The 26,772-nt window shown below is 69.5% G+C and carries 28 protein-coding genes; 12 read left to right on the top strand and 16 right to left on the bottom strand.

What is annotated here, in order from left to right; translation table 11 throughout:
• Positions 1–37: 37 nt before the first annotated feature.
• Positions 38–1,021, bottom strand: a complete 984-nt coding sequence (locus OG472_RS10535; RefSeq protein WP_405941343.1) for a DMT family transporter — start codon at positions 1,019–1,021, stop codon at positions 38–40.
• A 74-nt stretch (positions 1,022–1,095) separates the two neighbouring features.
• Here OG472_RS10535 and OG472_RS10530 point away from each other — a divergent pair, with 74 nt between their 5' ends.
• On the top strand, positions 1,096–1,998 hold the full coding sequence (locus OG472_RS10530; RefSeq protein WP_405829184.1) for a LysR family transcriptional regulator: 903 nt from the start codon (positions 1,096–1,098) through the stop codon (positions 1,996–1,998).
• A gap of 21 nt (positions 1,999–2,019) precedes the next feature.
• On the opposite strand, the gene OG472_RS10525 is transcribed toward OG472_RS10530, so the two are convergent.
• Positions 2,020–2,493 (bottom strand): pyridoxamine 5'-phosphate oxidase family protein, encoded by a 474-nt coding sequence (locus OG472_RS10525; protein ID WP_405941342.1) that lies wholly within the window; start codon positions 2,491–2,493, stop codon positions 2,020–2,022.
• Positions 2,494–2,569: 76 nt separating this feature from the next.
• On the opposite strand from OG472_RS10525, the gene OG472_RS10520 reads away from it, so the two are divergent.
• The 8 genes from OG472_RS10520 to OG472_RS10485 all read left to right on the top strand — a co-directional run bounded on the left by OG472_RS10520 (position 2,570) and on the right by OG472_RS10485 (position 9,364).
• Entirely contained in the window at positions 2,570–3,217 is a 648-nt protein-coding gene (locus OG472_RS10520) for a cysteine hydrolase (protein ID WP_405941341.1), read from the top strand.
• Positions 3,202–4,041, top strand: a complete 840-nt coding sequence (locus tag OG472_RS10515; protein WP_383574065.1) for a HipA family kinase — start codon at positions 3,202–3,204, stop codon at positions 4,039–4,041. Before OG472_RS10520 ends, OG472_RS10515 begins: the two co-directional genes overlap by 16 nt.
• Positions 4,038–4,421, top strand: a complete 384-nt coding sequence (locus OG472_RS10510; protein WP_383574067.1) for a DUF3037 domain-containing protein — start codon at positions 4,038–4,040, stop codon at positions 4,419–4,421. The genes OG472_RS10515 and OG472_RS10510 overlap by 4 nt, the downstream gene beginning before the upstream one ends.
• A gap of 237 nt (positions 4,422–4,658) precedes the next feature.
• A complete protein-coding gene (gene fabG, locus OG472_RS10505; protein WP_266610951.1) occupies positions 4,659–5,420 on the top strand; it encodes a 3-oxoacyl-ACP reductase FabG in 762 nt (253 codons plus the stop codon).
• 34 nt (positions 5,421–5,454) lie between these two features.
• Positions 5,455–6,216: an SDR family oxidoreductase gene (locus OG472_RS10500; RefSeq protein WP_405941340.1), complete on the top strand. Its 762-nt coding sequence runs from the start codon at positions 5,455–5,457 to the stop codon at positions 6,214–6,216.
• 152 nt (positions 6,217–6,368) lie between these two features.
• A complete protein-coding gene (locus OG472_RS10495; protein ID WP_405941339.1) occupies positions 6,369–7,952 on the top strand; it encodes an ABC transporter substrate-binding protein in 1,584 nt (527 codons plus the stop codon).
• 110 nt (positions 7,953–8,062) lie between these two features.
• On the top strand, positions 8,063–8,731 hold the full coding sequence (locus OG472_RS10490; protein WP_351303116.1) for a uracil-DNA glycosylase: 669 nt from the start codon (positions 8,063–8,065) through the stop codon (positions 8,729–8,731).
• 96 nt (positions 8,732–8,827) lie between these two features.
• Positions 8,828–9,364 carry a hypothetical protein gene (locus tag OG472_RS10485; RefSeq protein ID WP_405829178.1) on the top strand — a complete coding sequence of 179 codons (537 nt, stop codon included), beginning with the start codon at positions 8,828–8,830 and terminating at the stop codon, positions 9,362–9,364.
• Between the two features lie 43 nt (positions 9,365–9,407).
• On the opposite strand, the gene OG472_RS10480 is transcribed toward OG472_RS10485, so the two are convergent.
• Positions 9,408–9,938: a hypothetical protein gene (locus OG472_RS10480; protein WP_401612772.1), complete on the bottom strand. Its 531-nt coding sequence runs from the start codon at positions 9,936–9,938 to the stop codon at positions 9,408–9,410.
• Positions 9,939–10,075: 137 nt separating this feature from the next.
• On the bottom strand, positions 10,076–10,600 hold the full coding sequence (locus OG472_RS10475; protein ID WP_401612775.1) for a DinB family protein: 525 nt from the start codon (positions 10,598–10,600) through the stop codon (positions 10,076–10,078).
• 84 nt (positions 10,601–10,684) lie between these two features.
• Between OG472_RS10475 and OG472_RS10470 the strand changes: the two genes are divergently transcribed.
• Complete coding sequence (locus tag OG472_RS10470; RefSeq protein WP_405941338.1) at positions 10,685–11,590, top strand: Gfo/Idh/MocA family protein; 906 nt, start codon at positions 10,685–10,687, stop codon at positions 11,588–11,590.
• Here OG472_RS10470 and lnt read toward each other — a convergent pair.
• From lnt to OG472_RS10455, 3 genes are all read right to left on the bottom strand, one after another.
• On the bottom strand, positions 11,535–13,112 hold the full coding sequence (gene lnt, locus OG472_RS10465; RefSeq protein ID WP_405829174.1) for an apolipoprotein N-acyltransferase: 1,578 nt from the start codon (positions 13,110–13,112) through the stop codon (positions 11,535–11,537). The two genes, OG472_RS10470 and lnt, sit on opposite strands and share 56 nt — an antisense overlap.
• Before the next feature lie 44 nt (positions 13,113–13,156).
• Positions 13,157–13,624: a nuclear transport factor 2 family protein gene (locus tag OG472_RS10460; RefSeq protein ID WP_405829173.1), complete on the bottom strand. Its 468-nt coding sequence runs from the start codon at positions 13,622–13,624 to the stop codon at positions 13,157–13,159.
• Between the two features lie 69 nt (positions 13,625–13,693).
• On the bottom strand, positions 13,694–13,870 hold the full coding sequence (locus OG472_RS10455; protein WP_319729209.1) for a hypothetical protein: 177 nt from the start codon (positions 13,868–13,870) through the stop codon (positions 13,694–13,696).
• A gap of 436 nt (positions 13,871–14,306) precedes the next feature.
• Between OG472_RS10455 and OG472_RS10450 the strand changes: the two genes are divergently transcribed.
• Positions 14,307–14,489, top strand: a complete 183-nt coding sequence (locus tag OG472_RS10450) for a hypothetical protein (protein WP_401612787.1) — start codon at positions 14,307–14,309, stop codon at positions 14,487–14,489.
• A gap of 548 nt (positions 14,490–15,037) precedes the next feature.
• Positions 15,038–15,448: a hypothetical protein gene (locus OG472_RS10445; RefSeq protein WP_405829172.1), complete on the top strand. Its 411-nt coding sequence runs from the start codon at positions 15,038–15,040 to the stop codon at positions 15,446–15,448.
• A 97-nt stretch (positions 15,449–15,545) separates the two neighbouring features.
• Here the strand turns inward: OG472_RS10445 and OG472_RS10440 are convergent, their stop codons facing one another.
• The 9 genes from OG472_RS10440 to OG472_RS10400 all read right to left on the bottom strand — a co-directional run bounded on the left by OG472_RS10440 (position 15,546) and on the right by OG472_RS10400 (position 26,749).
• Complete coding sequence (locus OG472_RS10440; RefSeq protein ID WP_405829171.1) at positions 15,546–16,025, bottom strand: hypothetical protein; 480 nt, start codon at positions 16,023–16,025, stop codon at positions 15,546–15,548.
• Between the two features lie 103 nt (positions 16,026–16,128).
• Complete coding sequence (locus OG472_RS10435) at positions 16,129–19,833, bottom strand: hypothetical protein (RefSeq protein ID WP_405941337.1); 3,705 nt, start codon at positions 19,831–19,833, stop codon at positions 16,129–16,131.
• A gap of 44 nt (positions 19,834–19,877) precedes the next feature.
• The gene (locus OG472_RS10430; RefSeq protein WP_405829167.1) at positions 19,878–22,169 is read right to left on the bottom strand and encodes a hypothetical protein; all 2,292 of its coding nucleotides are present in this window, start codon (positions 22,167–22,169) and stop codon (positions 19,878–19,880) included.
• A gap of 54 nt (positions 22,170–22,223) precedes the next feature.
• Positions 22,224–23,123, bottom strand: a complete 900-nt coding sequence (locus tag OG472_RS10425; protein ID WP_405829165.1) for a hypothetical protein — start codon at positions 23,121–23,123, stop codon at positions 22,224–22,226.
• 222 nt (positions 23,124–23,345) lie between these two features.
• Positions 23,346–23,543 carry a hypothetical protein gene (locus OG472_RS10420; protein ID WP_405829164.1) on the bottom strand — a complete coding sequence of 66 codons (198 nt, stop codon included), beginning with the start codon at positions 23,541–23,543 and terminating at the stop codon, positions 23,346–23,348.
• Positions 23,544–23,865: 322 nt separating this feature from the next.
• On the bottom strand, positions 23,866–24,516 hold the full coding sequence (locus OG472_RS10415; protein ID WP_405829162.1) for a DUF3945 domain-containing protein: 651 nt from the start codon (positions 24,514–24,516) through the stop codon (positions 23,866–23,868).
• Positions 24,513–24,818: a hypothetical protein gene (locus OG472_RS10410; protein ID WP_405941336.1), complete on the bottom strand. Its 306-nt coding sequence runs from the start codon at positions 24,816–24,818 to the stop codon at positions 24,513–24,515. Before OG472_RS10410 ends, OG472_RS10415 begins: the two co-directional genes overlap by 4 nt.
• Positions 24,819–25,175: 357 nt before the next feature.
• Entirely contained in the window at positions 25,176–26,345 is a 1,170-nt protein-coding gene (locus OG472_RS10405) for a hypothetical protein (protein ID WP_405829161.1), read from the bottom strand.
• On the bottom strand, positions 26,342–26,749 hold the full coding sequence (locus tag OG472_RS10400; RefSeq protein WP_405829160.1) for a hypothetical protein: 408 nt from the start codon (positions 26,747–26,749) through the stop codon (positions 26,342–26,344). Before OG472_RS10400 ends, OG472_RS10405 begins: the two co-directional genes overlap by 4 nt.
• Positions 26,750–26,772 lie beyond the last annotated feature (23 nt).

Raw genomic sequence — 26,772 nt, 5'->3', positions numbered from 1 at the left:
CCGGGCGATGTGCTGATCGCCCGGACATTAGCACTGGTCAGACGGGCTTCCGGGCCCCGGGGCGGGTCTGGCTGAGGGCGGCTCCGGCCAGGACGATCGCGGCGCCGACCGGGGTGTTCCAGTGCAGCTGCTCGCCGAGGACCAGGACGCCCGCCGCGGTGGCGATGACCGGGATGAAGTAGGTGACCATCTGGGCGGTGGTCGGGCCGACCTCCGTCACCAGGCCGTACTGCATCTGCAGGGCCATGCCCGTGCCGAGGGCGCCCAGGGCGATCACCGAGAGGGTCGGCCAGAGCGGGAACGAGGTCGGCGCCGCGGTGAAGAGGACGCTGACCAGCGAGAGCTGGAGCGTGGAGACCATGAGCTGGCCGCCGGTCAGGGCGACCGGGGAGCCCGGGGCACCGGACAGCGTGCGGCGGACGTAGATCCAGCCGATGGGGTAGCAGAGCGAGGCCAGCAGGGCGAGCGCGGTGCCCCGGGCGTCGACGCCGGCGAAGCCCTGCCAGGCGCCGAGGACGATGAGGACGCCGAGGAAGCCCAGGCCCAGGCCCGCGAAGCGGCGGCGCGTGGGGCGGTCCTCGGACAGGGCGACCATCGACAGCGCCATGCCCCACAGCGGGGAGGTCGCGTTGCAGATGCCCGCCAGGGTGGAGGGGATGCTCAGCTCCGCGTACGCGAAGAGGGAGAACGGGAGGGTGTTGAGCAGGAGCGCGGCCACGCTGAGGTGGCCCCAGGTGCGCAGGCCCCGGGGCAGCTTCTCCCGGCGGACCAGCAGCACGGCGAGGAGGGCGAGCGCGCCGAACAGGACCCGGCCCAGGGCCACTTGGAAGGGTGCGTACGCTTCCGTGCCGACCTTGATCAGGAGGAAGCTGAAGCCCCAGACGACCGAGAGGACCGCGAACCGGACGCGCCAGTCGAGGAGCCTGGTGCGCCGGCCGGCGGCGGTGGCGGCCGTGGTGGCGCTCGAAGGGAGGGTGGCGGTGGTGGAGAGGGTGGGCCGCGGGGCTGTCGGTGCGCTCATGGCCTTTACTGTGCTCGCGTCAACTTCGTAGGACAAGCGAAAGTTTCTCCAGCCCACGGCGTAGCATTGCTTACATGTTGAACCTGGAGCGCCTGCGCACCCTCGATGCCCTCGCCCGCCACGGCTCGGTCAGCGGCGCGGCCGACGGGCTCCACGTCACCACCTCCGCCGTGTCCCAGCAGATGGCGAAGCTGGAGCGCGAGGTCGGCCAGCCGCTGCTGGCCAAGAACGGGCGCGGGGTCCGGCTCACCGACGCCGGGCGGCTGCTCGCCGATCACGCGGCCCGGATCATCTCCCAGGTGGAGCTCGCCCAGGCCGACGTCGAGGCCCAGCGCGGGTGCGCCGTCGGCGAGCTGCGGATCGGCGCCTTCCCGACCGCCATGCGCGGGCTGCTGCCGCAGGCCCTGTCCGCGCTGCGCGCCGGGCACCCGGACGTGCGGGCCCGGGTGCGCGAGCAGGAGCCCGAGGAGAGCATGGCCGCCGTCGTGCGCGGGGACCTGGACCTGGCGCTGGCCATCGACTGGCACAACAAGCGGATGCCGGTGCCCGCCGAGCTCACCCGGACCCACCTGCTGGACGACTCCGTCGACATCGCGGTCCCGGCCGGTCACCCGCTGGCCGACCGGAGCAGGATCTCGCTCGCCGACTTCGCCGACGACGACTGGATCTCCTGGAACGAGGGGCAGTTCTGCCACGAGTGGCTGGTCTTCACCCTGCGCGGCACGGGCGTCGAGCCGCGCATCGCGCACATCGCCGAGGAGCACCACACCCAGCTGGCCTTCGTGGAGGCCGGACTCGGCGTGTGCGTGGCGCCGAGGCTGGGCCGCGGCCCGGTGCCGCCGGGGGTGCGGCTGCTGCCGGTCTGCGACTCCGTACGCCGCCACGTGTACGCCGTCTGGCGCGCGGACGCCGACCGGCGGCCCTCGATCCGGGCCGCCGTCGACGCCCTGCGGGAGGCGGCCGCCGGACTCCCGTAGTCCGCCCGCCCGGCCCCCGCTCTACAGCTTGCGGAAGTCCCAGGAGACGATCGAGTCGGGGGTCAGGCGGATCCAGGCGTGCCGCCCGTCGTGCGGCATCTCCTCGATGCCGAAGTTCTTGACGGGGAAGATCCGCTCCGCCTCCGCCAGTTCGGGGCACGGCTCGCCGGTGCGCGGGGCCTCGCCCACGAAGACGGCGCTGCCGGACAGCTCCACCCCGCGCAGTTCGTCGTACGACTCGCCCGAGTCGACGACCACGGAGATCCGCGGATCCTTGCGCAGATCGGACCAGCGGCGGCTGCGCGTGATCGAGTACAGCCACAGCGATCCGCCGTCCCAGGCGAACCACAGGGCGCCCACGTGCGGACGCCCGTTGGGGGAGACCGTCGCGACACGGCAGGTCTTCTGCTCGCGCAGGAAGGAGTCCACTTCCGCGTCGCTCATCATGATGCGCCGGCCCCGCCGCTGCGGGCTTCCGGTTCGTGACTCGTCCATCCGTCCTGCACCCCTTCACATCTGACTGTGTGTCAGGAATCATGAGGGCTCTTCCGTCGCCACGCCAGGGGGAGCCATGCCCGTTCTCGATCCCGCCACCACCGCGCTGCTCACCGTCGAGTGCCAGAACGGTGTCGTGGGCGAGGAGAGCGCGCTTCCCGAGCTCGCCAAGGAGGCCCGGGACTCCGGGATGCTGGGGCGGGTGGCCGCACTGGTCGACGCCGCGCGCGGGGCCGGCGTACAGGTGCTGCACGCCGTCGCGGAGCGGCGGCCCGACGGGCTCGGTGCGAACACCAACGCCCGGCTGTTCCGGGCTGCGGGAAGGCTGTCCGTGCGCCAACTGACCGGAAGCCGGGCCGTGGAGGTCGCCGCCCCCATCGTCGTCGCCGGGCAGGACCTGGTGGTCCGCCGGCTGCACGGGCTCTCCCCGATGGCCGGCACCGATCTCGACCCCCTGCTGCGCAACCTCGGCATCCGCACCCTCGTCGTCACCGGCGTCTCCTCCAACATCGCCATCCCCAACACCGTCTTCGACGCCGTGAACCTCGGCTACCAGGTCGTGGTCCCCGCCGACGCGATAGCCGGGGTGCCCGCCTCCTGCACCGCCGAGGTGATCCGCAACTCCCTCGCACTCGTGGCGTCCATCACCACGGCCGAAGACCTCCTCGAGCAGTGGGCCCCGTCCACTGATCCCCGTAACCTGGGCGGATGCTGTCCGAAGTGATCGCGACCCGTTACGTCACGCCCCTGCGTGAGGGCGGCTCGCTCCCGGGAATCGTCGAGGCCGACGACCTCGGTACCTACGTCATGAAATTCACCGGAGCCGGCCAGGGCCGCAAGACCCTGGTCGCCGAGGTCATCTGCGGCCGCCTGGCCCAGCGGCTGGGGCTGCGCGTCCCGACCCTGGTCCAGATGCAGCTCGACCCCGTCATCGGGCTCGGCGAGCCCGACCAGGAGGTCCAGGAGCTGCTCAAGGCCAGCGGCGGACTCAACCTCGGCATGGACTACCTGCCCGGCTCGATCGGCTTCGACCCGCTCGCCTACCAGGTGGACCCGGTCGAGGCGGGACGCGTGGTCTGGTTCGACGCCCTCATCAACAACGTCGACCGGTCCTGGCGCAACCCGAACATGCTGGTCTGGCACGGGGACCTCTGGCTCATCGACCACGGCGCCACCATGATCTGGCACCACAACTGGCCGACCGCCACGGCCGCGGCCGCCAAGCCCTACAACGCCTCCGACCACGTACTGGCCCCCGTGGGCCCGGACATCGAGGCCGCGGCCGCGGCCCTCGCGCCGCTGGTCACCGAGGAACTGCTGACGGAGGTCGCGGCCGACGTCCCCGACGAATGGCTGGTCGACGAGCCGGGCTTCGACTCCACCGACGCGCTGCGCCGCGCCTACGTGGAGGCGTTGCTGCCGCGCGCGGCCACGATCCACGAGAGGATCACCATGGAGGCCGAGGTCAAGCAGCGGTCCGGTCCGCCGGGCTGGCTGGCCGAACGCCTCGCCCCCCTGCCCCACAAGAAGAAGAGCGACGACGAGTGACCAAGCGGGACGTGTTCGAGTACGCGCTGGTGCGGGTGGTGCCCCGGATGGAACGGGGCGAGTGCTTCAACGCCGGTGTGATCGTCTACTGCCGGGCCCACGCGTACGTGGCGGCGCGCACCCATCTCGACGAGGCGAAGCTCCTCGCGCTGGATCCCCGGGCCGATGTGGCCGGGGTGCGGGCGGCGCTGCGCGGGGTCGAGGGCGTGTGTGCGGGCGGGGAGTCCGCCGGGCAGGCGGCGGGGGACGACGCCGGGCGGCGGTTCCGGTGGCTGATCGCCCCGCGGAGCACGGTGGTGCAGCCGGGTCCGGTGCACACCGGCCTGACGGCCGACCCCGCGGCGGAAGTGGAGCGGCTGCTCGACCTGCTGGTCCGCTGACCACTGGTCGCCGGTCCCGCCGGTGGGCCGGTGCGGCGCCGTTGGCGGGGCGCTGCCCCGGATGCCGCGCCTCAAACGCCGGCGGGGCTGAATGCGCCCCGGCACCTCGAACGGTGGCGCGTCCCGAAGTGCCGCCGTTGACACCGGGTGCCGGGGCTCCTAGCGTCTCCTCAGCTGAAGCTACTAAGCGGTTGCTCACCTCTGGGCGGCCGTCTCTCAAGGGCGAGGAGATCCAGCATGTCCACCACCGAGCAGCGCGTCGCGATCGTGACCGGGGCGGCCCGGGGCATCGGCGCGGCCACCGCCGTACGCCTGGCCGCCGAGGGCCGGGCCGTCGCCGTACTCGACCTCGACGAGGCGGCCTGCAAGGACACCGTGGAGGCGATCACGGCGGCCGGGGGCAAGGCCCTGGCGGTCGGCTGCGACGTCTCCGACGGCGCGCAGGTGGAGGCCGCCGTCGCGCGCGTCGCGAGCGAGCTCGGCGCCCCGACCATCCTGGTCAACAACGCCGGCGTGCTGCGCGACAACCTGCTCTTCAAGATGAGCGAGACCGACTGGGACACCGTCATGAACGTGCACCTGCGCGGTGCCTTCCTGATGTCCAAGGCCTGTCAGAAGTACATGGTGGAGGCCAAGTTCGGCCGCATCGTGAACCTCTCCAGCAGCTCGGCGCTCGGCAACCGCGGCCAGGTCAACTACTCCGCGGCCAAGGCCGGCCTGCAGGGCTTCACCAAGACCCTGGCCATCGAGCTCGGCAAGTTCGGGGTCACCGCCAACGCCGTCGCCCCCGGTTTCATCGTCACCGAGATGACCGCCCAGACGGCCGCCCGCGTCGGCATGGGCTTCGAGGACTTCCAGGCGGCGGCCGCCACCCAGATCCCCGTCCAGCGCGTCGGCCGCCCGGACGACATCGCCAATGCCATCGCCTTCTTCACCGGCGAGGCGGCCGGCTTCGTCTCCGGCCAGGTCATGTACGTCGCCGGCGGCCCGCTCAACTGACGAGCGAAGAGATCACGAGAGGCAGGCGCACGTCATGACGTACGACGGTATCGACAGCGGCAAGGTCGCGCTCATCACCGGGGCGAGCCGGGGCATCGGCTACGGCATCGCCGAGGCGCTGGTCGCCCGCGGCGACCGGGTCTGCATCACCGGGCGCAACGAGGAGGCACTCAAGGAGGCCGTCGAGCGGCTCGGTGCGGACCGGGTGATCGGGGTCGCCGGCAAGGCGCACGACGAGGCCCACCAGGCCGTCGCCGTCGAGTGCACGATGGAGGCCTTCGGCCGCGTCGACTTCCTGGTGAACAACGCGGGCACCAATCCGGTCTTCGGGCCGATCGCGGACCTGGACCTCGGGGTCGCCCGCAAGGTCTTCGAGACCAATGTGATCTCGGCGCTCGGCTTCGCCCAGCGGACCTGGCACGCCTGGCAGAAGGACAACGGCGGAGCGATCGTGAACATCGCCTCGATCGCCGGCGTCTCGGCCTCGCCCTTCATCGGGGCGTACGGGATGAGCAAGGCCGCCATGGTCAACCTCACCCTCCAGCTCGCCCACGAGATGGCACCGGGTGTCCGGGTCAACGCGATCGCCCCCGCGGTGGTCAAGACCAAGTTCGCGCAGGCGCTCTACGAGGGCCGGGAGCAGGAGGCCGCGGCCGCCTATCCGCTCGGCCGGCTGGGGCACCCGGAGGACATCGGAGGGGCCGCCGCGTTTCTTACATCTGCACAAGCGGAATGGATCACGGGCCAAACTCTGGTGGTCGACGGTGGGATGTTCCTCAATGCTGGAGTGCACTGACCGATAACCGGACACATTTCCCTCCGAAAGGGAGGTAAATGTGTATCGAATGTGCACGGAACCGGTCAAGTGCCCCACGAAACCACCCCATTGGATTCGTGGGGCACTGCGGTAGGGTCTGCCGCACCCCTGGCTGATCGAGGAGCGTGCACGTGTTCAACCGGACCAGATGCCTGCAGATCACTGCGGCCCTTGCGTCCATATCCCTGCTCGCCGGATGCGGCCTGCTGTCGGAGGACCACGACGACGACGCCAAGAGGATCGTCGTCGGCACCACGAGCGCACCGAGCACCCTCGATCCCGCCGCGGCGTGGGACGGCTCCTGGGAGCTGTACCGGAACGTCTACCAGACGCTGCTGGCGTTCCCCACGGGCTCCACCAAGCCCCAGCCCGACGCCGCACAGAGCTGCGAGTTCACGGACGGCGCGAGCCAGGCCTACCGGTGCACCCTGCGCAAGGGCCTGAAGTTCTCCAACGGCGAGCCGCTCGACGCCAAGGCCGTCAAGTACTCCCTCGACCGCATCAAGACGATCGGCTCCAAGGTCGGCCCGAAGGACCTCTTCGGCAGCCTCGACAAGATCGAGACGCCGGACGCCCAGACGGTCGTCTTCCACCTGAACACCTCGGACGCCACCTTCCCGTACGTCCTCGGCTCGCCCGCCGCCTCGCTGGTCGCGCCCAAGGACTACCCCGCCGACAAGGTGCGCCAGGACGGCAAGATCACCGGCTCCGGCCCGTACGTGCTCGAGTCGTACAAGGAGGGCAGCGAGGCCGTCCTCGGCAACAACGGGACCTACGCGGGCTTCGCCAACCGCCGTAACAAGGCGGTGACCATCCGCTACTTCCAGGACTCCCAGAAGATGGTCTCGGCCCTGAAGGCCAAGGAGATCGACGCCACCTACCGAGGCCTGTCGGCCACGGAGATCACGGACCTGCAGACCCCCGCCGCGCACGCGCAGGGCGTCCAGGTCGTCGAGAACGTCGGCGCCGAGATCCGCTACCTGGTCTTCAACCCCAAGGACCCGGCCGTCAACAAGCTCGCGGTCCGCCAGGCGATCGCCCAGACCGTCGACCGCGGGACCCTCGTCTCCAAGGTCTACCAGGGCACCGCGGAGCCGCTGTACTCGATGGTTCCCAAGGGCGTGGTCGGCCACAAGACGCCGTTCTACGACAAGTACGGCGCCGCGGACGCCGCCAAGGCCAAGAAGATCCTCAAGGACGCCGGGGTCCCCACGCCGGTCGACCTGACCTTCTGGTACACCACCGACCGGTACGGCTCCTCCACCGCCGAGGAGTTCACCGAGCTCAAGCGGCAGCTGGACGAGAGCCAGCTCTTCCGGATCACCCTGCGCAGCCAGCCCTGGAAGGCCTTCCAGGAGGGCTACAAGGGCCAGGAGTACCCGATCTTCGGCCGAGGCTGGTTCCCCGACTTCCCGGACCCGGACAACTTCATCGCGCCGTTCGTCGGCAAGGAGAACGCGGTCGGTACCCCGTACGAGCCCGCGGAGATCCTGACCGACCTGCTGCCCAAGTCCCGCCGCGACGGCGACCGCTCCGCCGGGGTCCAGCAGTTCGAGAAGGCACAGCAGATCTTCGCCGAGGACGTCCGGCTGCTGCCCCTGTGGCAGGGCAAGCTGTACGTCGCCGCGCAGGAGGACATCGCCGGCGCCGAGCGCGCGCTGGACCCGCAGACCGCCATGCAGATGTGGGAGCTGTACCGCAAGACCAGCTGGTAGCGACCCCGCCCGGGGCAGCCGCCCCGGGCGGCCGACGCGTTGTCAGTGGCCCCCGGTAGGTTCTGGAGCAGTTGCACGAACTTGTACCGGAGGTTTTCGCCGTGACCCAGATGCTGCCCGAGTCCTGGCTTCCCGTCCTCGGCGGGGAGCTGGACCAGCCCTACTTCAAAGAACTCACCGAGTTCGTCGAGAAGGAACGGGCGAACGGGCCGGTCTACCCGCCCCGCGAGCAGGTGTTCGCCGCCCTGGAGGCCACTCCCTTCGACCAGGTGAAGGTGCTCGTCCTGGGCCAGGACCCCTACCACGGGGCCGGCCAGGGGCACGGCCTGTGCTTCTCCGTGCAGCCCGGGGTCAAGACCCCGCCGTCGCTGCGCAACATCTACAAGGAGATGAAGGAGGAGCTCGGCCTGCCGGTCCCGGACAACGGGTACCTGATGCCGTGGGCGCAGCAGGGCGTCCTGCTGCTCAACGCGGTCCTCACCGTCCGGGAGGCCGAGCCCAATTCGCACAAGGGCAAGGGCTGGGAGAAGTTCACCGACGCCGTGATCCGCGCGGTGTCCGAGCGGCCCGACCCGGCCGTCTTCGTCCTGTGGGGCGCCTACGCCCAGAAGAAGATCCCGCTGATCGACGAGGAGCGGCACGTCGTGGTCAAGGGGGCCCACCCCTCCCCGCTGTCGGCCAAGAAGTTCTTCGGATCCCGGCCCTTCACGCAGATCAACGAGGCCATCGCCGCGCAGGGCCATGAGCCGATCGACTGGCGGATCCCGGACCTCGGCTGACGCCACACCGCGCCTCGGCGCCATTGCCGCCACCTCCGGCTAGCTTCGTGATGATCAGACCCGGAGCAGGTCTGGCGGAGCAAGCCGGAGGCCGCGGTGACGGAGCAGCAGGAGGCGTCGGAGGACGCCGTCATGACCAGGATCGGCCAGGCGGTCATCCTGCTGCACGCCGGGGACCGCGAGGAGGCCCGCAACCGGCTCGGCGCGATCTGGTCGGAGATCGGCGAGGAGGGGGACGACCTCCACCGCTGCACCCTCGCCCACTACATGGCCGACGCCCAGGACGATCCCGCCGACGAACTGGCCTGGGACCTGCGGGCCCTGACCGCCGCCGAAGCCCTGCGCGACCCGCCCGTCACCGGGGCCCGGGACGGGGGGAGGGCGCCGCGGGAGCCGCATCTCGCGATGCGCGTGTTCTACCCGTCCCTGCACCTCAGCCTGGCCGCCGACTACGTGAAGCTGCAGCGTCCGGAGGCCGCCCGGGTCCACCTGGCGCGGGCCCGGGCGGCCACCGGGGCCCTCCCGGACGACGGGTACGGGAACGGCGTGCGGGAGGCCATCGCACGGCTGGAGCGGCGCCTGGCCACGGAACCGGGCGCCGGGCCCCGGCCGTTTCCCGAGCAGTCCCCGTAGGGCGCCGCGTCCCGCCCCGATCCCGCATGACAGGCCCCGGCGGTCAGCCGTCGCGCACGCCCGCGCAGATGCGGGCCTCCGGGCTGTCCGGGTGCCAGCGGCCGTGCCGGCGGCCCAGCGCGCACACGTCGGCCGGCCGCACCGGCAGCTTCCGTACCAGCTCGCGCTCCACCTCGGCATCGCGCCGGGAATGCTCGGGGCGGCCGCCAGGCCGCCCGGAGGCGGGCCCGGCAGGCTTCGGCGGCTCCGGGATGTCGGGGACCGGCGGCACGGCCGGTACGGGCCCGCCGGAGGCGCCCTGACCGGGCTGCCGGGCGGCCGGCCGGGCGGGTGCGGGGGCCACCGGGTGCGCGGGCTGCTCCGGAGCCGCCTTCAGCGCCTCCAGAGCGGGCGCCTGGACGACCACGGGTGCGGCCCCGGGCCTGCCGCGCGGCTCGTGGCGGGGCGGCTCGCCGGTGGCGGGGACCGCCGCCGGCCGCACGGGACCGGGGCTCACGTTCACACAGCCGGAGACGGCCGAGACGGCACAGGCGACTCCGAGCAGCAGGGTTGTCGTGGTTCGGGTTGGATGCACCCGCGCAACTCTGCTGTGCGAGGACCCCGTTGCGAAAACCCGGAGCGGATATTCACCCCGCACGGGTGACGGCGAGCGGGGTGTCCGGCGGATCCGGCCCGATCCGGTTCGGTCACGCCCGGGCCGGAAGCGGGGCCCTAGTCGCCCGTGGCGCCGTCTATCTGCTCGCGCAGCAGGTCCGCGTGGCCGTTGTGGCGCGCGTACTCCTCGATCATGTGGGTGTAGACCCAACGCAGGCTGAAGACCTCGCCGCGGTGGTGGCTCTCGGCCTGCGACAGCAGGTCCAGCGGACGGCCGGCGGCGGCCTGCCGCGCCAGTTCGACCTCGGTCTGCCACACCTGCTCGTTCTCGGCCCAGGTGGTGTCGTCGGCGAAGTGGAAGTCGCCGTCCGGGTCCTCGTCGGTGCAGTACAGCTCGGGAAGGTCCTCGCCGAGCATGATCTCCCGGAACCAGTACCGCTCCACCTCCGCCATGTGCCGTACGAGGCCCAGGAGGCTCAGCTCGGAGGGTGCGAGCGGGGTGCGGCGCAGCTGCTCGTCCTGGAGCCCCTCGCACTTCCAGGCGAGGGTCGCGCGGTGGTAGTCGAGCCAGCCGTCGAGCATGTCCCGCTCGTCGGCGGTGGTCGCGGGCTCGGTGCGATGTGATCCAGAACTGGTGGTCATGAGGGACATCCTCGGTGAACAGGGCCCTTGCCACCAGGGATTAAGCTGCTGAAGTCCCACAAGGATCAACCTGGAGGTCTCCCGGTGAAGGTCGGCTGCATCGGACTCGGCGACATCGCGCAGAAGGCGTACCTGCCCGTCCTCACCACCCGCCCGGGCCTCGAGCTGCACCTGCAGACCCGTACCCCCGCCACGCTGGAGCGGGTCGGCGCGATCCACCACGTCCCCGCCGCGCGCCGGCACACCGACCTCGACGCGCTGCTCGCCGAGGGGCTCGACGCGGCCTTCGTGCACGCCTCGACCCCGGCCCACCCCGAGATCGTCACGCGGCTGCTGCGGGCCGGCGTGCCGACGTACGTGGACAAGCCCCTCGCCTACGAGCTCGCGGACTCGGTGCGGCTGGTGGAACTGGCCGAGGAGCAGGGGGTCTCGCTCGCCGTCGGCTTCAACCGCCGACACGCGCCCGCCTACGCGCAGTGCGCCGACCACCCGCGCGAGCTGATCATCATGCAGAAGAACCGGATCGGGCTGCCCGAGGACCCGCGCACGCTGGTCTTGGACGACTTCATCCACGTCGTCGACACCCTGCGCTTCCTGCTGCCGGGGGAGACCGATCGCGTCGACGTGCGGGCCGTGGTGCGCGAGGGGCTGATGCACCAGGTGGTGCTCCAGCTGTCCGGTGACGGCTTCACCGCGCTCGGCATCATGAACCGGCTGTCCGGCTCCGCCGAGGAGATCCTGGAGGTGTCCGGCCGGGACACCAAGCGGCAGGTCGTCAACCTCGCCGAGGTCATCGACCACAAGGGCCAGCCGACCGTGCGGCGCCGCGGGGACTGGGTGCCCGTCGCCCGCCAGCGCGGCATCGAGCAGGTCGTGGACCACTTCCTGGAGGCCGTCGAGGCCGGCAAGACCCTCAGCGCGCGGGACGCGCTGCTCACCCACCGGTTGTGCGAGCAGGTGGTGGAGTCGGCTCTGGAGCAGGCCTCCTGAGCGAACCGACGCCCGCCACCGCGCAGTACACCGCGAGCGCGGCGAGGGCGGCCCCCACCGGCCAGTCGCCGAAGCGGCCGTAGAGGGTCGTGCCCCGGGCGAGCGGGACCTCGTACACCGCCGCCGTGCTCGCGGAGGTCGGCAGGGCCGCGCCGATCCGCTCGCCGGAGGGGCCGTGCACGACGCTGATGCCCGTGAGGGTGGCGTGCACCATCGGGCGGCCGTTCTCGGCGGCGCGCAGGGCGGCCAGTGAGGCGTGCTGGGCCGGGGCCCAGCTCTCCTGGAAGGTGGAGGTCGCAGACTGGGCGATGAGCAGCGAGGCCCCGTCGAGGGTCAGGCGCCGGCTCATGTCGGGGAAGGCCGACTCGAAGCAGACCAGGGGGCCCAGGCGGACCCCGGTGGGGGAGGCGCCGGCCCCGTCCGGGCGCGCGGGCAGGTCCATGACCACCGGGGCCGCGCCCGGCACGCGGTCCTCGCCGGCCGCCTTTCCGACCGAGGTGGCCCAGCCGAGCAGGGCCCGGGCCGGCACGTACTCCCCGAAGGGGACGAGCCGCATCTTGTCGTACCGGTCGCCGGTGGGGCCGCCGGGTCCCACCAGCACCGCGCTCTTGTAGATCCCCGGCCGGTCCGCCCGCCGCGCGTCCACGTTCACCAGCAGCGGGGCCCCGACCTCCGCCGACAGCGAGGCCAAACGCCGGGCCAGGTCCGGGCGGGCCGTCAGGTCCTCGCCGACGCTGCTCTCGCCCCACACCACGAGGTCGACCCGCTGCCCGGCCAGCGGCCGGGTCAGCCGCTCACCGGCCGCGAACCGCCGCTCCGCGCTGTCGGGGCCGTCCGGCACCGGGCCCGGCTGTACGACGGCCACGCGCAGCCGGCCGGACTCCGTCGGGCCCGCCGCCCACACCCACACCGCAGCCGTCAGTACCGCGCACCCCGTGATCCCGGCCACCGCCGGGATCCGCGCCCCCGGCACCGCCAGCAGCAGCACAACGCCGCAGTTCACCGCCACCACCAGCAGGCTGACCAGCCACACGCCGCCCACGGAGGCCAGCCGCAGCGCGGGCGGCACCTGCCACTGGCTCGCCCCCAGCAGCCCCCAGGGCCCGCCCAGCCCCTGCCAGGACCGGACCAGCTCCGACAGCAGCCATCCGGCCGGTACGAGGACCAGCGCGGACACCGCCCGGCCGGCCGACGGGACCCCGCCGAGCAGCTTCCGCACCAGGAGCGCCCAGGGGATCCAGAGCAGCCCCAGCAGCGCGGCCACCGGAATCAGGAAGACGTGCAGGCTGGGCAGCAGCCAGTGGTGGACGGCCACGATGAACCCCGCGCCGCCGAGCCAGCCCTCCAGGGCGGCCCGCCGCCCGGTGGGGGCCGACCTCAGCAGCAGCATCCAGGGCACGAGGGCGACGTAGGCGAACCACCAGAGGGCGGGGGCGGGGAAGGCGAGGGCGGGCAGCGCTCCGGCGGCGACCGCGGCGGGCGCGCGCCATCGACGCATCCACTCGTTCCGCATCGCGATCATGGCGCGCCTCCGCTTCCAGTCTGGCAGTGCAGGGCCGGGCAGGCTCAGGCGGACATGTGCCGCCACGTCTCGTGCACGGTGACGCGGGTGAGCCGCCAGCCGTCACGGGTGCGGGCGAGCGCGAAGGCGTAGCGTCCGGCGGCGACGAAGTTGGGAGCGGTGACCGCGGGATCGGACTCCGGCCCCGCCAGGCGCATCGGGTTGAGGAAGTCCGCCCGGACCTCGGCGCTGTCGCCGGGCGAACCGCCCAGGTCCTCCAGCCGGACCAGCCGGTTGACGATCAGGTGCTGACGCACGGGGAAGAGCTTCATGGTCTCCGCGAGCCAGTCCGCGACCTCCCCCACCGAGCCCTCGATCCCGCCCGCCGAGCTGTAGTCGACCCGCCCGGCTGCGGTGAAGAGGGCGCGGTAGGCGGTCCAGTCGCCGTCGTCGACGGCCACCGCGTAGCCCGTGACCACCTCGTCGATCGCCAGCCGGTCCATTACCGTCGCGAGATCCACACGCTGAGTCATCGGGTCAGTGTGGGGCTGTGCGGGCGCGAGGCCAAGGGGCGTGCGCGGACCGGATCTTCCCGCGGGCGCTCAGTGACCGGAACGGGCCTCCCGCTGGCGGACCACGACGAGGAACGCATCGCTGTCCAGGTCCATGACCACCTCGGCCGGCACCCCCTCCCGCATGCGCTGCGCCGCGTACTCCTCGGCGGGCCAGCTCCCCCGCGGACTTCCGGCCGGAAAACGCTCCAGCACCACTCGACCCATGGGACACCCCCTGCTTGCTTGCCTTCCGGTCTCTTCAGGTCTCTCAGGCACAACGACGCGGAAGCCGCCCGGGAACGTTCCCGAGCGGCTTCCGGTTCACGCGAAGGGGTGGAGCGGGGCGCCGGCGACCTCGTGGCCCATGCGGGTCTCCACGGCGATGCGACTGTGTCGATCTTCGTCGAGCCACTCCTTGCCGCCGTGGCGAAGCAGGTACAGCCGCTTCCCGGCGTACGCGGTCGCAGGGACCTCTGGAAGGGGGGCGGCGGGAGACGGCCAGCGGGGGCTGGCCCGGGCGAATCCTCGCGAACTCCTCGGAGGCTGGTCGCCCGCGCGCGACCGGCCGCCAGTAGGAGTAGCTGAAGTTTGTGTCGGCCAGCAGCCCGCCGCTGATCGCTGGGAACAGGTACTCGTGGTCATGGGTGGCGAGGAGCGCCGTGTGCAGCTCCGCGATGAATCCGGGGAGGGAGAGATTTCGATGGGATTCGTACTTTGGTGGGAAGAGCTTCACCGGCCCCCTACCGAACTCGCGTTGGAACTGCCACTGGACGCGCAGCGCGGGCAGCGCCGTTGGCCCGTCGCGTTCCAGGGCTTCTTTCCGCCGTTCAAGGTCGGGGTCTGAGGTCGGCCAGTTCGGGTGGCAGAACTCGCGGCGCAGAGCGTAGAGCTCGGCAGGCCGCATGAGCCGGAACCCGCGGGGCCTTTCGCCACCGGGCTCCCGAGTGACGTCGACCCAACCGAGCTTCGTGCCTGGATCGCGGGGAAGACCAGGCTCGACCGCGAGTCGCGGGTGCGCGGGTGGGAAGAGCGGGCTGGCCGCCTCAGGGTCAGGTCGGCACACCACGAGGAACAGCTGCAGGGAGCGTACGCAGAGCTGGGTGAACTCGGCGACCTTGGCAGTCCAAGAAGCAGACGCCCCGCCCGTGCAGCGTCTGCAGTGGCGCATCCGGGACGGCGAACACGCGCTCAATCAGGCCGAGTTCGCGCCAGCGCTGACTGAGCATCGGCTCGACAACCTCCTATAAGGCACCTGACAGACGGTCGCGATCCGCCAAAGTCACCTATCCATAGGTTATTTTGACTGGCCTTGTGTCTCAAGCCGACTTGAATGACGAACGAAGGGGAAACGCCATGAGGATCACCAGCACTGCACGTAGGACGCGGGCCAAGATGACCGTGTCCATCGCGGCCCTGGCCGCGAGCTCACTCATACTCACCGCCTGCGGCGGAAGCAGCGACAGCGCCAGCAAGCTCGACGGTACCTACTACGTCAAGGACATCAACGGCACGTCCGACCTCGGCCAGCTGGTCGTCAAGGGCAACAGTGTCTCGCATCATGAGTACAACTGCGATGGTGTCTACCAGAAGCCGGGCGTGACCAGCACCGGCGAGTTCAACAAGGATCAGTCCCAGATCATCTGGACGGTCGTCGGAGACGACACCCGCAACGAGCGGACCGGCAGCGAGCCCATCGCAACCAGCGAAACCTCGATCAGCATCAGCGGTAGCGCGTACGTGCGTGACAACTCCGATGCTGGCAAGGCTCTGCTGGACGGCTTCAAGACCAAGTGCAAGAAGTAGCGTCGACGTCCCGCTCGGCCGGCCGAGCAGCGCAGAACCCCGTGGGCATCGCGCCCACGGGGTTCTGTCCTTCCTCGGCTGGTCAAGCCTCTGACGTCTACTCCTGAAGGTGCAGCGCCCGGTATTCCTCGATCGTCTCCGGCGGCTGGCCGTACTTCGGGGCATGCCGCTCGACGAAATCGAGTTCGGCCCATGCCTCTGGCCTCCGAATCCTCGACTGGGCCACCACGACGAGCACCACGGCGCTGACGCCGATGTTGGACAGACACCACCCAGACAGCAGCACCATCAGCACCACAGGCAGATCATCCTCGATCTCCATGGTGACCAAAACGCCCAAGCCTGCGCCGTTGACCAGAAGGCCCGACACGTACCCCTCGAACGTGCCGGCCAGACGCGCCAGGATCCTCGGCTCGTCGCGATGCCGCACGGCGCGCACCATCTCGCCGACGAACACCACGGTAGCCACAGCCGCCGCAGTACTCAGTGCCAGCTCACGGATCCCGGTGACCCACCATCGCGCCGAGCTCCACCAGCCACGCGGGAACTCGCCGCGAAGCCTCGATCCGAGCCTCATGCCCCCTCCTTCTCCTCACGCTGCTCAAAGGGCGACGCACCCGGTGAGGATGATCGTTCTCACCGGGTGCGTCAGGCCTCCACGCTCGCCCTCGATCGGACGATCAGTCCCCCTCGCCCCGCTGCCGCTGCCGCTGCCGCTGCCGCTGCCGCGGCTTCGGGGTCTCCACGTTCGGGGTCGGATCGGCACCCCGAGGCGGAACCGGAGCCTGCGGCGGCGCAGGATCCGGCGCAGGAGCTGACGGCCGCGGAGCAGGAGCTGGCGGCCGCGGAGCAGGAGCCGACGGGGCGGGCGTCTGGTGCGGCGGCGACGCCTGGGTCGAACGCGGCTGACGCGGTGCCTGCGTCCCAGCCGGAGTCTGACCCACAGCCGGAGCGCCGGCCCTTGGCTGACCCACAGCCGGGGCACTGGCCCCTTGCTGCTTCGGAGCCGAGGTACTGGCCCCTGGCTGCTTCGGAGCCGGGGCGCCGTCGCGGCGGGCGTTGATGACGGACCGCGGCCGGTCACGGTTCGCCTGCGCCTCGGCTTGCTTCTGCCGTGCCGGCGGCCGGCCGGGGGTCCCGGCCCGAGCCGGGGCAGGGGTGGCGCCCGGAGCGGCGCCCTTCGGACGCGTGCTCGGCGCACCCGGCTGCGTCGGAGCAGGATCCGGGGCAGGCACGGCGTCGCCGCTGAAGCGCTGCGGTACAGCCTGCTGGTTGCTGCCCTGTTGGCTGTGCGCACCCTGGGAACCCGCGCCGAACTGCGTCGGTCCCGTCTGACCGGCGACAGCCTTACCGTTTCCGCTGGTCGGGACAGAACCCGTGCCGAACTGCGTCGGTTCCGTCTGACCGGCGACAGCCTCACGACCTCCGCTGGTCGGGACAGAACCCGTGCCGAACTGCGTCGGTCCCGTCTGACCGGCGACAGCCTTACCGTTTCCGCTGGTCGGGACAAAACCCGTGCCGAACTGCGTCGGTTCCGTCTGACCGGCGGCAGCCTTACCGTTTCCGCTGGTCGGGACAGAACCCGTGCCGCCGGCGCCGCTCTGGCCCTGAGCATCACCACGAGAACTCGACGGCTCCGTCGACGAGGAAAGTACCTCACCGCGGATGACCTTGTCGCCGTACCCGAGATTCGACAGGCCACCCTGGTTGCTCAGACTCTGCGCCGTCTGCTTGTCCGAGCGCGGGCTGCCCGCTCCGCCACGCGGCAGCTGCAGCGGACCACCGTTGTCGGCGTGTGCGTCGCGACCGTCCGCGCCCAGAGCACCGGCGGGACCGGTGCCGCCCGGCAGAGCCTTGACGCCGTCACTGCCACCGCCGTAGCCACCACCAGGACCACCATCCAGCGCCGGACTGTCCGGGCCATCCGGTCCGTCCTGCCCGCCACCCTCGAGGGTCAGCTGCTGCTTACCGGACGTCAACTCCATGGCGTCACCGTTCGTGCCGCCGGCGTTCGTCGGCGCCGTCTTGCCCGTGGGCTTGCCTGTGGGCTTGCCCGTGTTCGGGGACGCCGGACCGCTGGTCTTGCTGTTGAACCCGTCGGCGAGCTTGTTGCCCATGGCCATGCCCGCGCCAGCCCCCGCACCCGAGGCCAGAGCGGGCATCAGCCCGCCCTTGTCCGGCTTCGGCGTGTTGTTCGTCTCGAGGAACTTGTCCACGAGCTTGGTGACCACCTCGTCCAGCGCCTGCAGCACGGTCTTGCGCACCCGTAGCAGGGCGAAGGTGATGCCCATGATCACCAGCGAGGAGATCAGGGTCAGGACCACCACGATGATCCCGCCGAGCGCAGCGTTGCCCCACAGGCCGCCCGGGCTCATGAAGCTCGACACGGGGCCAGCCATGATGTCCGGGACCGAGATCAGGAACTCCGAGACGAACTGGTAGATGAACAGCGTGACGAGGACTTCCAGGATCATCGCCGTGGAGTAGACGATCACTTTGGCGATCGCCTGCATGGCGCCCAGCGTCGCGAACGGTACGGCGGCCACCAGGCTGAAGGTCCGCTTGATCGCCCCGGCCAGCATGCCGATGGCGTACCAGAAGCCGAGCAGGACGATGGAGCCCAGGACCGTGGCCGAGTTGCTCCAGTACATGAACTTCGCCGGCCCCGTGCCCACCTGGCTGACGGCCATGTGGTTCTCGCGGGTGAACCCGCTGGTGGCGTTGTTCGACGAGTACATGGCCAGTGAGCCGGGATTGAACCCGGTGTTGAGGTAGTTGTACGCCGCCAGGGGAGACAGGTTGCATGAGGAGGGCGTCTTGGCCACTGTAAAGCCACAGCCACCCTTCGTCCCCGTCGTGGTGAAGACCGTCGAATCCTTACCGGGACGAGAGGAGGTCAAGCCCGTGCCGTCGGCCGAGATCACCGGGTGATCGACGGGCTTCGGCCCGTTTTCCTCACCGAACTCCTTCGGGTCGCCGTAGCTCTTCTTCTCGATGAACCAGAGCTTCTTGGTATCCGCGCTCTCGTCCAGTTGCGTGATCGAGGTCTTGATCCCCGACTCGAAGTCGGAGGCCGCGATCTCGTTGCTCGCGATGTACTTGCCGATGATCCCGAAGGTCGAGAACACCGCTTTGAAGTCGTCCGAGGCACTTCCGGTGACGGAGACGGTGCCGTCCTTCCAAGCCGACTCGGCGTCCTTGGCCTTCGTCCCGATGTTGATGTCGTTGAACGTCGCCCCGTGGGACTGCTTGTTGATCGCCAGCGCACTCGTGCGCACGGCCATCATCGCGTCCGGGCTGGCCTGGTCCTCGTCCCAGGAAACAGTGGCCTGGTCCGGGATCCCCAGGCGGTCGTTCATCATCCACGCCTCGAAGTCGACGTAGGTGCTCAGCACGACGCGCGTCGGGCCGGCGTGTTGACCAAGAACGGAGTCGTCGAACTTTCCGAGCACGCTGGAGTACATCGACCCGACGAGCGGCAGGCCGACGCCGATGAAGACGACGCGCACGATGAGCTTCTTGATCGCCGAGCCCCGGTCCATCTTCTTGAACATGACCAGGCCGATGAGCAGGAAGCCGATGAAGATCGGCACGAGCGCCTGCCACGAGATCTCGACGAGCAATTTGTACCAGCCGCTGATCCAGTGCTGCAGACCCGAGAGCGCGCCGCCTCCGGTATCGCCTCCGGTCATACCCTCGGCAAGGGTCGGATTCACCGCCGCCACCGCGTTGTAGAACCACACGAAGGGGTTGATGAGCTTCAGGAACTGGATGATGACGTAGAACAGCGTGCCGACCGCCAGCGCCAGGGCGTAGAGGACCCAGATGATCGACCCCCCGATCACGCTCACGATCTGGCCGCCGATGCCCGAGGACATCGTGTCCAGGCCGAGGTCGTTGTTGGCCGCCCCGAAGTGCGCGTAGTCGAGCATGCCCGAGTACTTGGCGTTGCCCTTGCCGTCTTTCGCGGCCAGGGTCTCGTAGGTGACAGTCTGCGAGGACCCCGACACCTCGGCGAAGAACCAGCCCACGATGTCGCCCAGGCTGAACTCCGGGTCGGCGTAGCCGAGAATGGAACCGCCCGAGGCCGGGCTGGACATGACCGGCTTCCAGTTCTCGTGCATGCCCTTGTCGTTCTGCGGTGAGTTCTTCTCGCTGAAGTACGAGCTCGCGTTCGAGGCCAGCTGGTAGAGGCTGTAGTTGTCGCGCTCCTTCTTGTCGTCCGCAGACGCCGGCGAAGACGTCGCCATCATGAAGACCGGCACGAGCAGCGCCGCCAGGAGCATGAGGGCGAGCCCGCGCGCGAGCCTGCCCGGGCGGACTGCACCCACGCTGTGGCCGGCCCAGGCGCGCAGCCTCGCCACCGCCGTGATCGTCCCGTTCATGGTCTCTCCTCTACTCCTCGTCCTCGTATCAGTGCTGACCTCGCTCATGTCTTTTCCAGCTTCTTGGGCCTGGGCCTTGCCGCTGGTCGCCTTGCGTTGTTCGCGGGCTGCCGCAGGCTCTTGCCGTCGTTGCGCTTGATCGCGTCAGCCTGGCCCGCGTCAGCCTCACTGCCGTCGCCCTCGCTGTGCTTCCGGATGCTGGTGAGGTTCGCGCCCGGTGCCGGCTTGTCGTGCATGATCGAGTCCATCCGCGCCGCCTCTTCGGCCCTGGCCGCCTCCCGTCGGACCTGCCTGCGTTGGGCCTCGCGGTAGGGGTTGATCCCCAGTGCCAAATCCAGGTGAAAGACCACGTTGGAGACGCCCCGGCGCAGGTACGTGAGGTTCTCGTCCTTGGTCGTGATGAGCTGGGCGAGATCCGGCGGGATCCGCTGGTGCAACTGCTTCTGGTACTCCGCCACTGTCTTGTCGCGCATCGGGCCGAAGAGCGTGTAGTCCGCAGCGTCGAACTTGTTGAAGTCGCTGTCGGCCAGCATCTTGTCGACGTCGTTGTAGCTGTAGACCACCCGGCCGCCGCGCTCGTGCATGTGGTCGAACTGGTCCTTGAGGTACTTCTTCACCCGGTCGTCGATGTGCTCGGTGCCGTGGATGATCACCGTGTCGCCGAGCCCCAGCTTGCCGACGGCGAAGCCGACTATGTTCACCAGCTGCGCCATCGCCACGCCCTTGCCGCGGCGCATGAGCCGAGAGAAGTCGTAGACCACGCGCCGCGAATCCCGGACCCCGTCCACGGCCGAGGCCGTGTGGTTGTTGAACAGGTCGCCGTTGGTGCTCAGCATCGCGTTGGCGATGCCTCTGAGCACGTTGTAGGCGCGCAGCTGGTCCGGGTCGGTCTTGCTGGAGTTCAACAGCGCCTTGTGCGCGGTCGCCAGGTAGGAGACGAACATCTGAAGACGCGGCACCTGGGTGTGCGGGATGTTCACCACGCGCAGGCGGTTACGCTGCTCCTTGGCGTTGTGCCGCCACATGCCCTGCTCGATGTAGAAGTCCGTGGCAGTGTCTTCGAGGGCACTGCGGATGATCGAGCCGACGGCACCATCGGTGCTCTCGTAGAGCTGCTCGAACATCAGCTTGAGCTTCTCCATCTGCGCGGAGAAGACCGTCAGCTCGTCCTCCTCCTCGCCGAACATTTCGAACATGTTCACGTCGCCCTGGTTCAGGTCCACGCGCGAGGTGAGCCGTTCGAACCTCGGGCCGAGCTTGTCGAGGTTCGCCCCGTCAAGGACGAGGTGGACGACCTGGCGGTTGTTCAGCAGCGCCGCCTGCGAGATCTTCGAACACCACATGTTGGCCACCCGCTGGCGGTCGAGGTACTCGCTGAGGGTGGCGTCGGCGACGATCACGTGGTGGTCGTAGGCGTTGACGTCCATGAGCACGGCGCTGTTGTTGACGTCGCCGACCATGTAGCCGACGTACTCGCCGCCCTTGTCGTTGAGGCCGTTGGTCACCAGCGAGTACGAGCCGGCCAGCTCGGTCGAGGTGAAGTGGAAGCCCTTGCCCTTCTTCTTCTCGTTGTTCTTCCACAGGCTCGAGAGCTCCTGGCGCTGCTCGCCGGCGTAGGGCGCAGCCTTCAGCGTGCCGAAGCGGTCGATGTACAGGCGAGTGACCCGGTCGATCGTGTCGTCCAGGGTCGTAAGGTCCGGGGCCTTGAGAAAGAGCCGGTTGTGCACCGAGAGGTAGCTCGCGCCGTCTTGGAGCTCTCCGATCGTGACCCCGAGGTCACCGGAGATCTTCGCGGCCTTGCGCTTGGAAGAGGTCGTACCCGTCTCCTCCTGCTCGTTGGCATCGAGCCGTTCCAGCTTCTCGGACTGTTTCGTATAGGAGTCGATCCACTTGTCGTCCATCCGCTTGACCTGCTCAAGCACGACCGCGGTGACCCGCTCGTCCAGGCCGTCCGGGATCCGATCGATGCCCCAGAAGGCGGCGAAGTTGTCGTGCGCGGCGTCGTCGTGGAAGTACGCCAGGATGCAGGCGACCGAGCCGTCGACCTCGAAGTAGTCGGAGCGGAAGAGGTACTTCTCCTTCGGCTTCAGCGCGAGCAGATGCGGATAGGCGTCGAATGTGCCCTGGAGGTGCTTCACCTCCCGGCGACGCTGCCACCAGTTCTTCTTCGGCTCGGCGGCTTCGTCGGCCACGCCGTGAGCTGCCGCGGTGTTCCGCACGCCCTCAGCCTGAGCAGCGTCGTCCGCGGGCAGATCATCGACCAGGAGCTCCGCGCTCTCGTTCGTCCCGTCAGGCTTCTTTCCCGGGATGCCGAGCTGTGCCCGGACTTTCGTCATCAGCGCCATGGTGTCCTTCGTTCGTTCCTCGTCGTGTGGGTCGGCCTGGCGCTGTCAGTTCAGCGACGCCTTGAGATCGAGCAGGTCGTCGTCGATGCCCTGGTAGAAGACCCGCAGCATCGGCTCGACCTCCTCGCGGTCGAGCATCGTGGCTTCCTTGATCATGAGGGTGGAGCCGCCGACCTCGGCCTGGAGGACTTGGTGTCCCTTGCGCAGTGCGTCGGTGTTCTTACCCTTGAGCAGCAGGTACTGGTGGATCGAGGGGAACTTCCCGCCCACGTGCTGCGTGAGGATGTCGTACTGCTCGTTCTGCAGCTCGATCAGATCGGGGTCACGGATCTGAAGGGCCTGGTTGCGCTGCTCCAGGTTCGCCACCTGGTGGTAGATCCGCTGCGGCTCCTTCGTCGTGATGAAGCTGTGCTCGCAGGCCGTCTCAACCTTGCGCCAGAAGGAGTCGACCCGGTCGAGGATCCCGATCCGGTCCTCGTCGAAGAGCAGATAGCTCGCTGAGCCGACGACCAGGTAGACCCGGCCTTCGCCGCCGTCGGAGAAACGGATCAGCCCGTCCTCGTCGATCCCGTCGATGCCGACGATCGAGTAGAAGTCCGTGGGGTTCGAGCTGCGACGGGTGAGGACGTGGCGGGCCGTGCGGGGCAGATACGCAAGGAAGGCCGGCACCCGCATGATGCGCAGCTCCTTCGTCTTCATCAGCCCGCCGAAGTAGGCGATCGCCGCCAGTCCCCAGAGGACGAAGAACGTGATGGCGACTGGGCCCGAGCTCGCGACGAACGTCGACGTGCTGAACCACAGCAGGGCGAGGATGCCGCCAGCGAAGAAGAGCAGCTGCTTGATCGGGGAGGGCTTCGCCGCCCAGCCGCCCTTGCTGAGCGTGATCTCGTGATCCAGAAAGCTCCTGTTCAGCGAACTTGGCACCTTGTAGGACAGCTTCGCCATGAATCTTCCATCCCCCTTGCGACCGCAATGGCCATTGCTCGACCTATCGAGAAGTCTTCATACATGAGGCACGCGAATGGCATCCTATCTTAGATAAGCCATTCGAAACGAGCGCGAAAGGGGCTCGGGTGGTGGCGTGGGGCGAGTCTGACTAGTGGATCCGGGTCATCGAGTGTCGTTTGGGCGGCTGACAGATCAGTCGCACCGCGGAAGCGGTGGCGCTCAGTCCATCGCTTCCGCCTCGAAGCGCGGAACGTCGTCGCCTAGGCCGAGCACGGCCAACGCATCGGCGGAGCCGCTCTGGTCGAGGCCTTCCTGACGAACCGGCATTCCGTCGAGCACTGCCTGCTCCGAGTGCCGAGGGGGTGTGTGCCCGGCGCCGCGCAGCGTCTCCTTGGCCGGATCGAGCACCGAGAGCACTCGCGCGTGGTGCACTTGACGCACCACGCGCGCATACGCCAGAGCGTCGGGGTGCCGGCCGTGGCCGTGACGAGCCGCTGGACCAACCCCGGGACCGCCGGCGCCTCGTGGTGCAGGCGCTCGCTCAGCAGGGCGAGCTGCTCGTTCAAACCCCTCCAGGGCCCGGACGGATCCCGCTGCGGGTGCCGCGCCAGCATCCTGAAGTCGTCCAGCTACGCGATTTCGCGCATCGTTCCCATCGCATCCTCGTTCCTGTCGTGAAATGGCGGCAGCGGGCCCCGAGGTCCGGGACCCGCTGCTACTCGTCAGTGCCCGGCCGACATCAACCGAACGACGGGACGATCTTCTTCTTGCCGCCCTCCTTCTTCCAGGAGATGCGGGCGTCGAAGGTCCTGCCCTTGGCCGAGACGAAGCCCGTGCCCTGGATGGTCTTACCGGCCGCGAGGTCCTTGCGCTGCGCATCGGTGAAGGTCACCTGGCACCAGGACCGAGGTGGCTCGTCGTCGGAGCCGAAATCAGGGGTGATCTTCCTGGCCTTCGCGTCCCAGGTGACCTTGCAACCGAAGGTCTTGCCCGTCCGCGCGCTGACGAAGTCGTCGATCTCCAGCGCCTGGCCCGCCAGGAGCACCGCGACCTCCGCCGGCGTGAACGTCCGGCCAGACCACTTCGTCGGCTTGTCCGGCACCTCCAGCTGGAACCCGACGAACTTGCGACCCTTGAATGTGCCGACGCCGAGCGCACCGGTGGCCGGGAAGGGCTTGTTCTCCCTCGGCCTCGCCTCGAACGAGATCGTTTCGCCCGCGAGCAGCTTTGCCACCTCGTCATCGCTGAACTCGTGGCCCGACCAGACCTTCTTGAAGGCGACCTTCGTCGGGCCACCTGGAGCGGCCTGCCACACGCCCTCGGCGCGGGCGACGCCGACCTGCTCTTTCAGGCCCAGCTCGGCGCGCATGGACGAGGCGTTCTTCGTCATCGTGGCGATGTCCTCGCGCACCCAGTCGGCGACGACGGCCAGGCGCTCCTCGGCGTCGCGATCCCGGCGGCGATGTCGCGCATGTCGGCGTAGACCTTCTCGGTGAGCCCGAGATCACCGATGCGCATGCCCGGCAGGAGCCTCCAGCTCATTTCGCCGGCCTGCGCCGGCCTGAGCTTCCGGCCCTTCTCGGTCAGCAGGGGGTACTTCGCCTTGTCGTTGGTGACCTCCGAGTACGCCGAGGTGCGGGTCGCACCTGTACCCACGTCGCGCTTCTCCAGCTGCTTCATGAGCCACTTCATCGTCGGGTGCTCGGGGCGCTTGTTCGCGCCCTCGAAGATGAACGGCTCAGCGTTCCGGCCCAGGCCCTTGCCGGACCCGTTCCCGTCGCCCTCGTCCGCCCGTCGACGCGTCTTCCCGGAGCTTCGAGGGGATCTCCTGCTCGCTCCGGTAGCGGCGCTTGGATGCCCACGCCCCTTCGCGCTGCGTCCGGCATCCGCGCGGCGCGTCCTCGGGGCGCGAGGCCGGCGCGGCCATACCCGTACACCGCGGAGTGCAGTACGAGCCGAGGCACACCCGGGTCCTGGACGCAGAGACCCGACAACCCCACGCCTTGCAGCGCTGACGGACGGGAAAGAGCTTCTCCCTGCTCGTCGCGGTCATCGGAACGGCCGCCCTTCCCGCTCGCGTTCGAGCCTCAACTGCTTCCTGGTCGCCTCACGGGCCATGTCCCGGAGATGGATCGCCTCCTTGTGCGTGATCGGCGCGTCATGAAGGTTGTGCGAGCCCCGCAGGAAGTTCTCCGTGCGGTCGGCGATGGAGTATGCGAGCGCCTGCTCGATCACCGCGCTGGTCTGGCGCACCTCGCCCAGCTCGTCGCGCAGCTTGCGCAACAACCCGTCCCGCTCGCGTTCGACAGCCTCGATGCTCATCAATCGTGTCAACACGCCGCCCAGCAGCGGGTCGCGGGAGCGGAACAGCTCCACGGCGCGCTCGGTGGCAGGATCGGCATCAAGGTGCAGGTCGAGCTGTGCCAACAGGAACGCCATCACCAGCGTGCCCTGGCTCAGCCGCCGGCTGAACCCCCGAGCGGCGCTGTCGCTCACGCCCAGCTCACGGACTGCGGCTGCTCGCAGCTGCTCCCGCAGCGCGTTCATGACGCTGTCGGGCAGTGCCTTGATGTGCGGCTGGCTCTGCACGCCGGCGAGCCGGAAGCCCGACTGGGGGAGCGTGGCGGTCTCGGCTGTACTGCCCGAGCCCCCCTTCGGGGGCGCGCTTTGCACGGCGCCCTGATCACCGGTGAACTGCGGCGATCCGGGCCCCACCCGCTCGGGTTCGTCCGGTGCGGCGACGCCGTCATGAGCAGCGATTTCGGCTGTAGCGGCGCCCTCCACGTCCGGATGTGCCCCGGGAGCGGAAACGGCATCGGCGGCAGGACCCGCCGGCACACCGCCCGGGAGCACCCCGTCAGCGGTGTTCTGTCCGCCGCCAGCGCCACCGCGCTGATTGGATCGACCGGCCCGCTCGGAGTCGCCAACGTCGGGCTCGCGGTCCGGCTCCAGGTTCGGACGATCCGTTTCGGCTTCCCCATCGAGACCAGCCTGCGGACCTTCAACCTCGAGTTGAGAGTCGATGTCGCCGGTCTCGTCGAACCGGGCCTCCGGCTCGGGTGTTGCCGCCTCAGGCTCAGGCGGTGCGGCCTGAGCCTGGACGCGCTTCAACTCCTCGCTCCCACCACGCCGGTAGGCGTCGAGGAAGGACGTGTCCACATCCATCACCTCGTCGGTGGGCGTGGCCGCCTCCAGCATCTCTGCGAAGTCCCGGTTCATACGAGCTCACCGTCCTCCTCGTCGAGCAGGTAGTTGTCGCCGCGGGTGAGCCCGATCAGCGAGTCGAAGCCCGTGGTGACGACGCGTTCGAGGTTCGCCGAGTTCGTCGCCAGCGCCGCGACCTGATCGACGAGCTCGTTGAGCCGCGCGATCTCCAGGGTCGGCAGGTCATAGTCGAGGTTCTCGCGCCGGATCTTCTCGACCACCGCCTCGGCCACGTACTCGCTCACCGAGGAGAACCCGCGCTTGTCGGCCCAGTACTCCGCGCGCTGCTTGTCGTCCGAGCTCAGCCGGACGAACATGCCCTGGCGGCCACCGCTGCTGCTCTGTGTCCCGCCCGGCAGCTTCTTCTTCGGGCCGCGCACAGGTTGCGTTGTCTTTTCCAACTCGTGTGCGGCAGTCATCTGCGGCTTCTCCATGCCTTGCC

The organism is Streptomyces sp. NBC_00207, assembly GCF_045160965.1.
Classification (GTDB): domain Bacteria; phylum Actinomycetota; class Actinomycetes; order Streptomycetales; family Streptomycetaceae; genus Streptomyces.
Note: the sequence above shows the minus strand (reverse complement) of the source record. Positions and strands in the feature narration are given on the sequence as shown.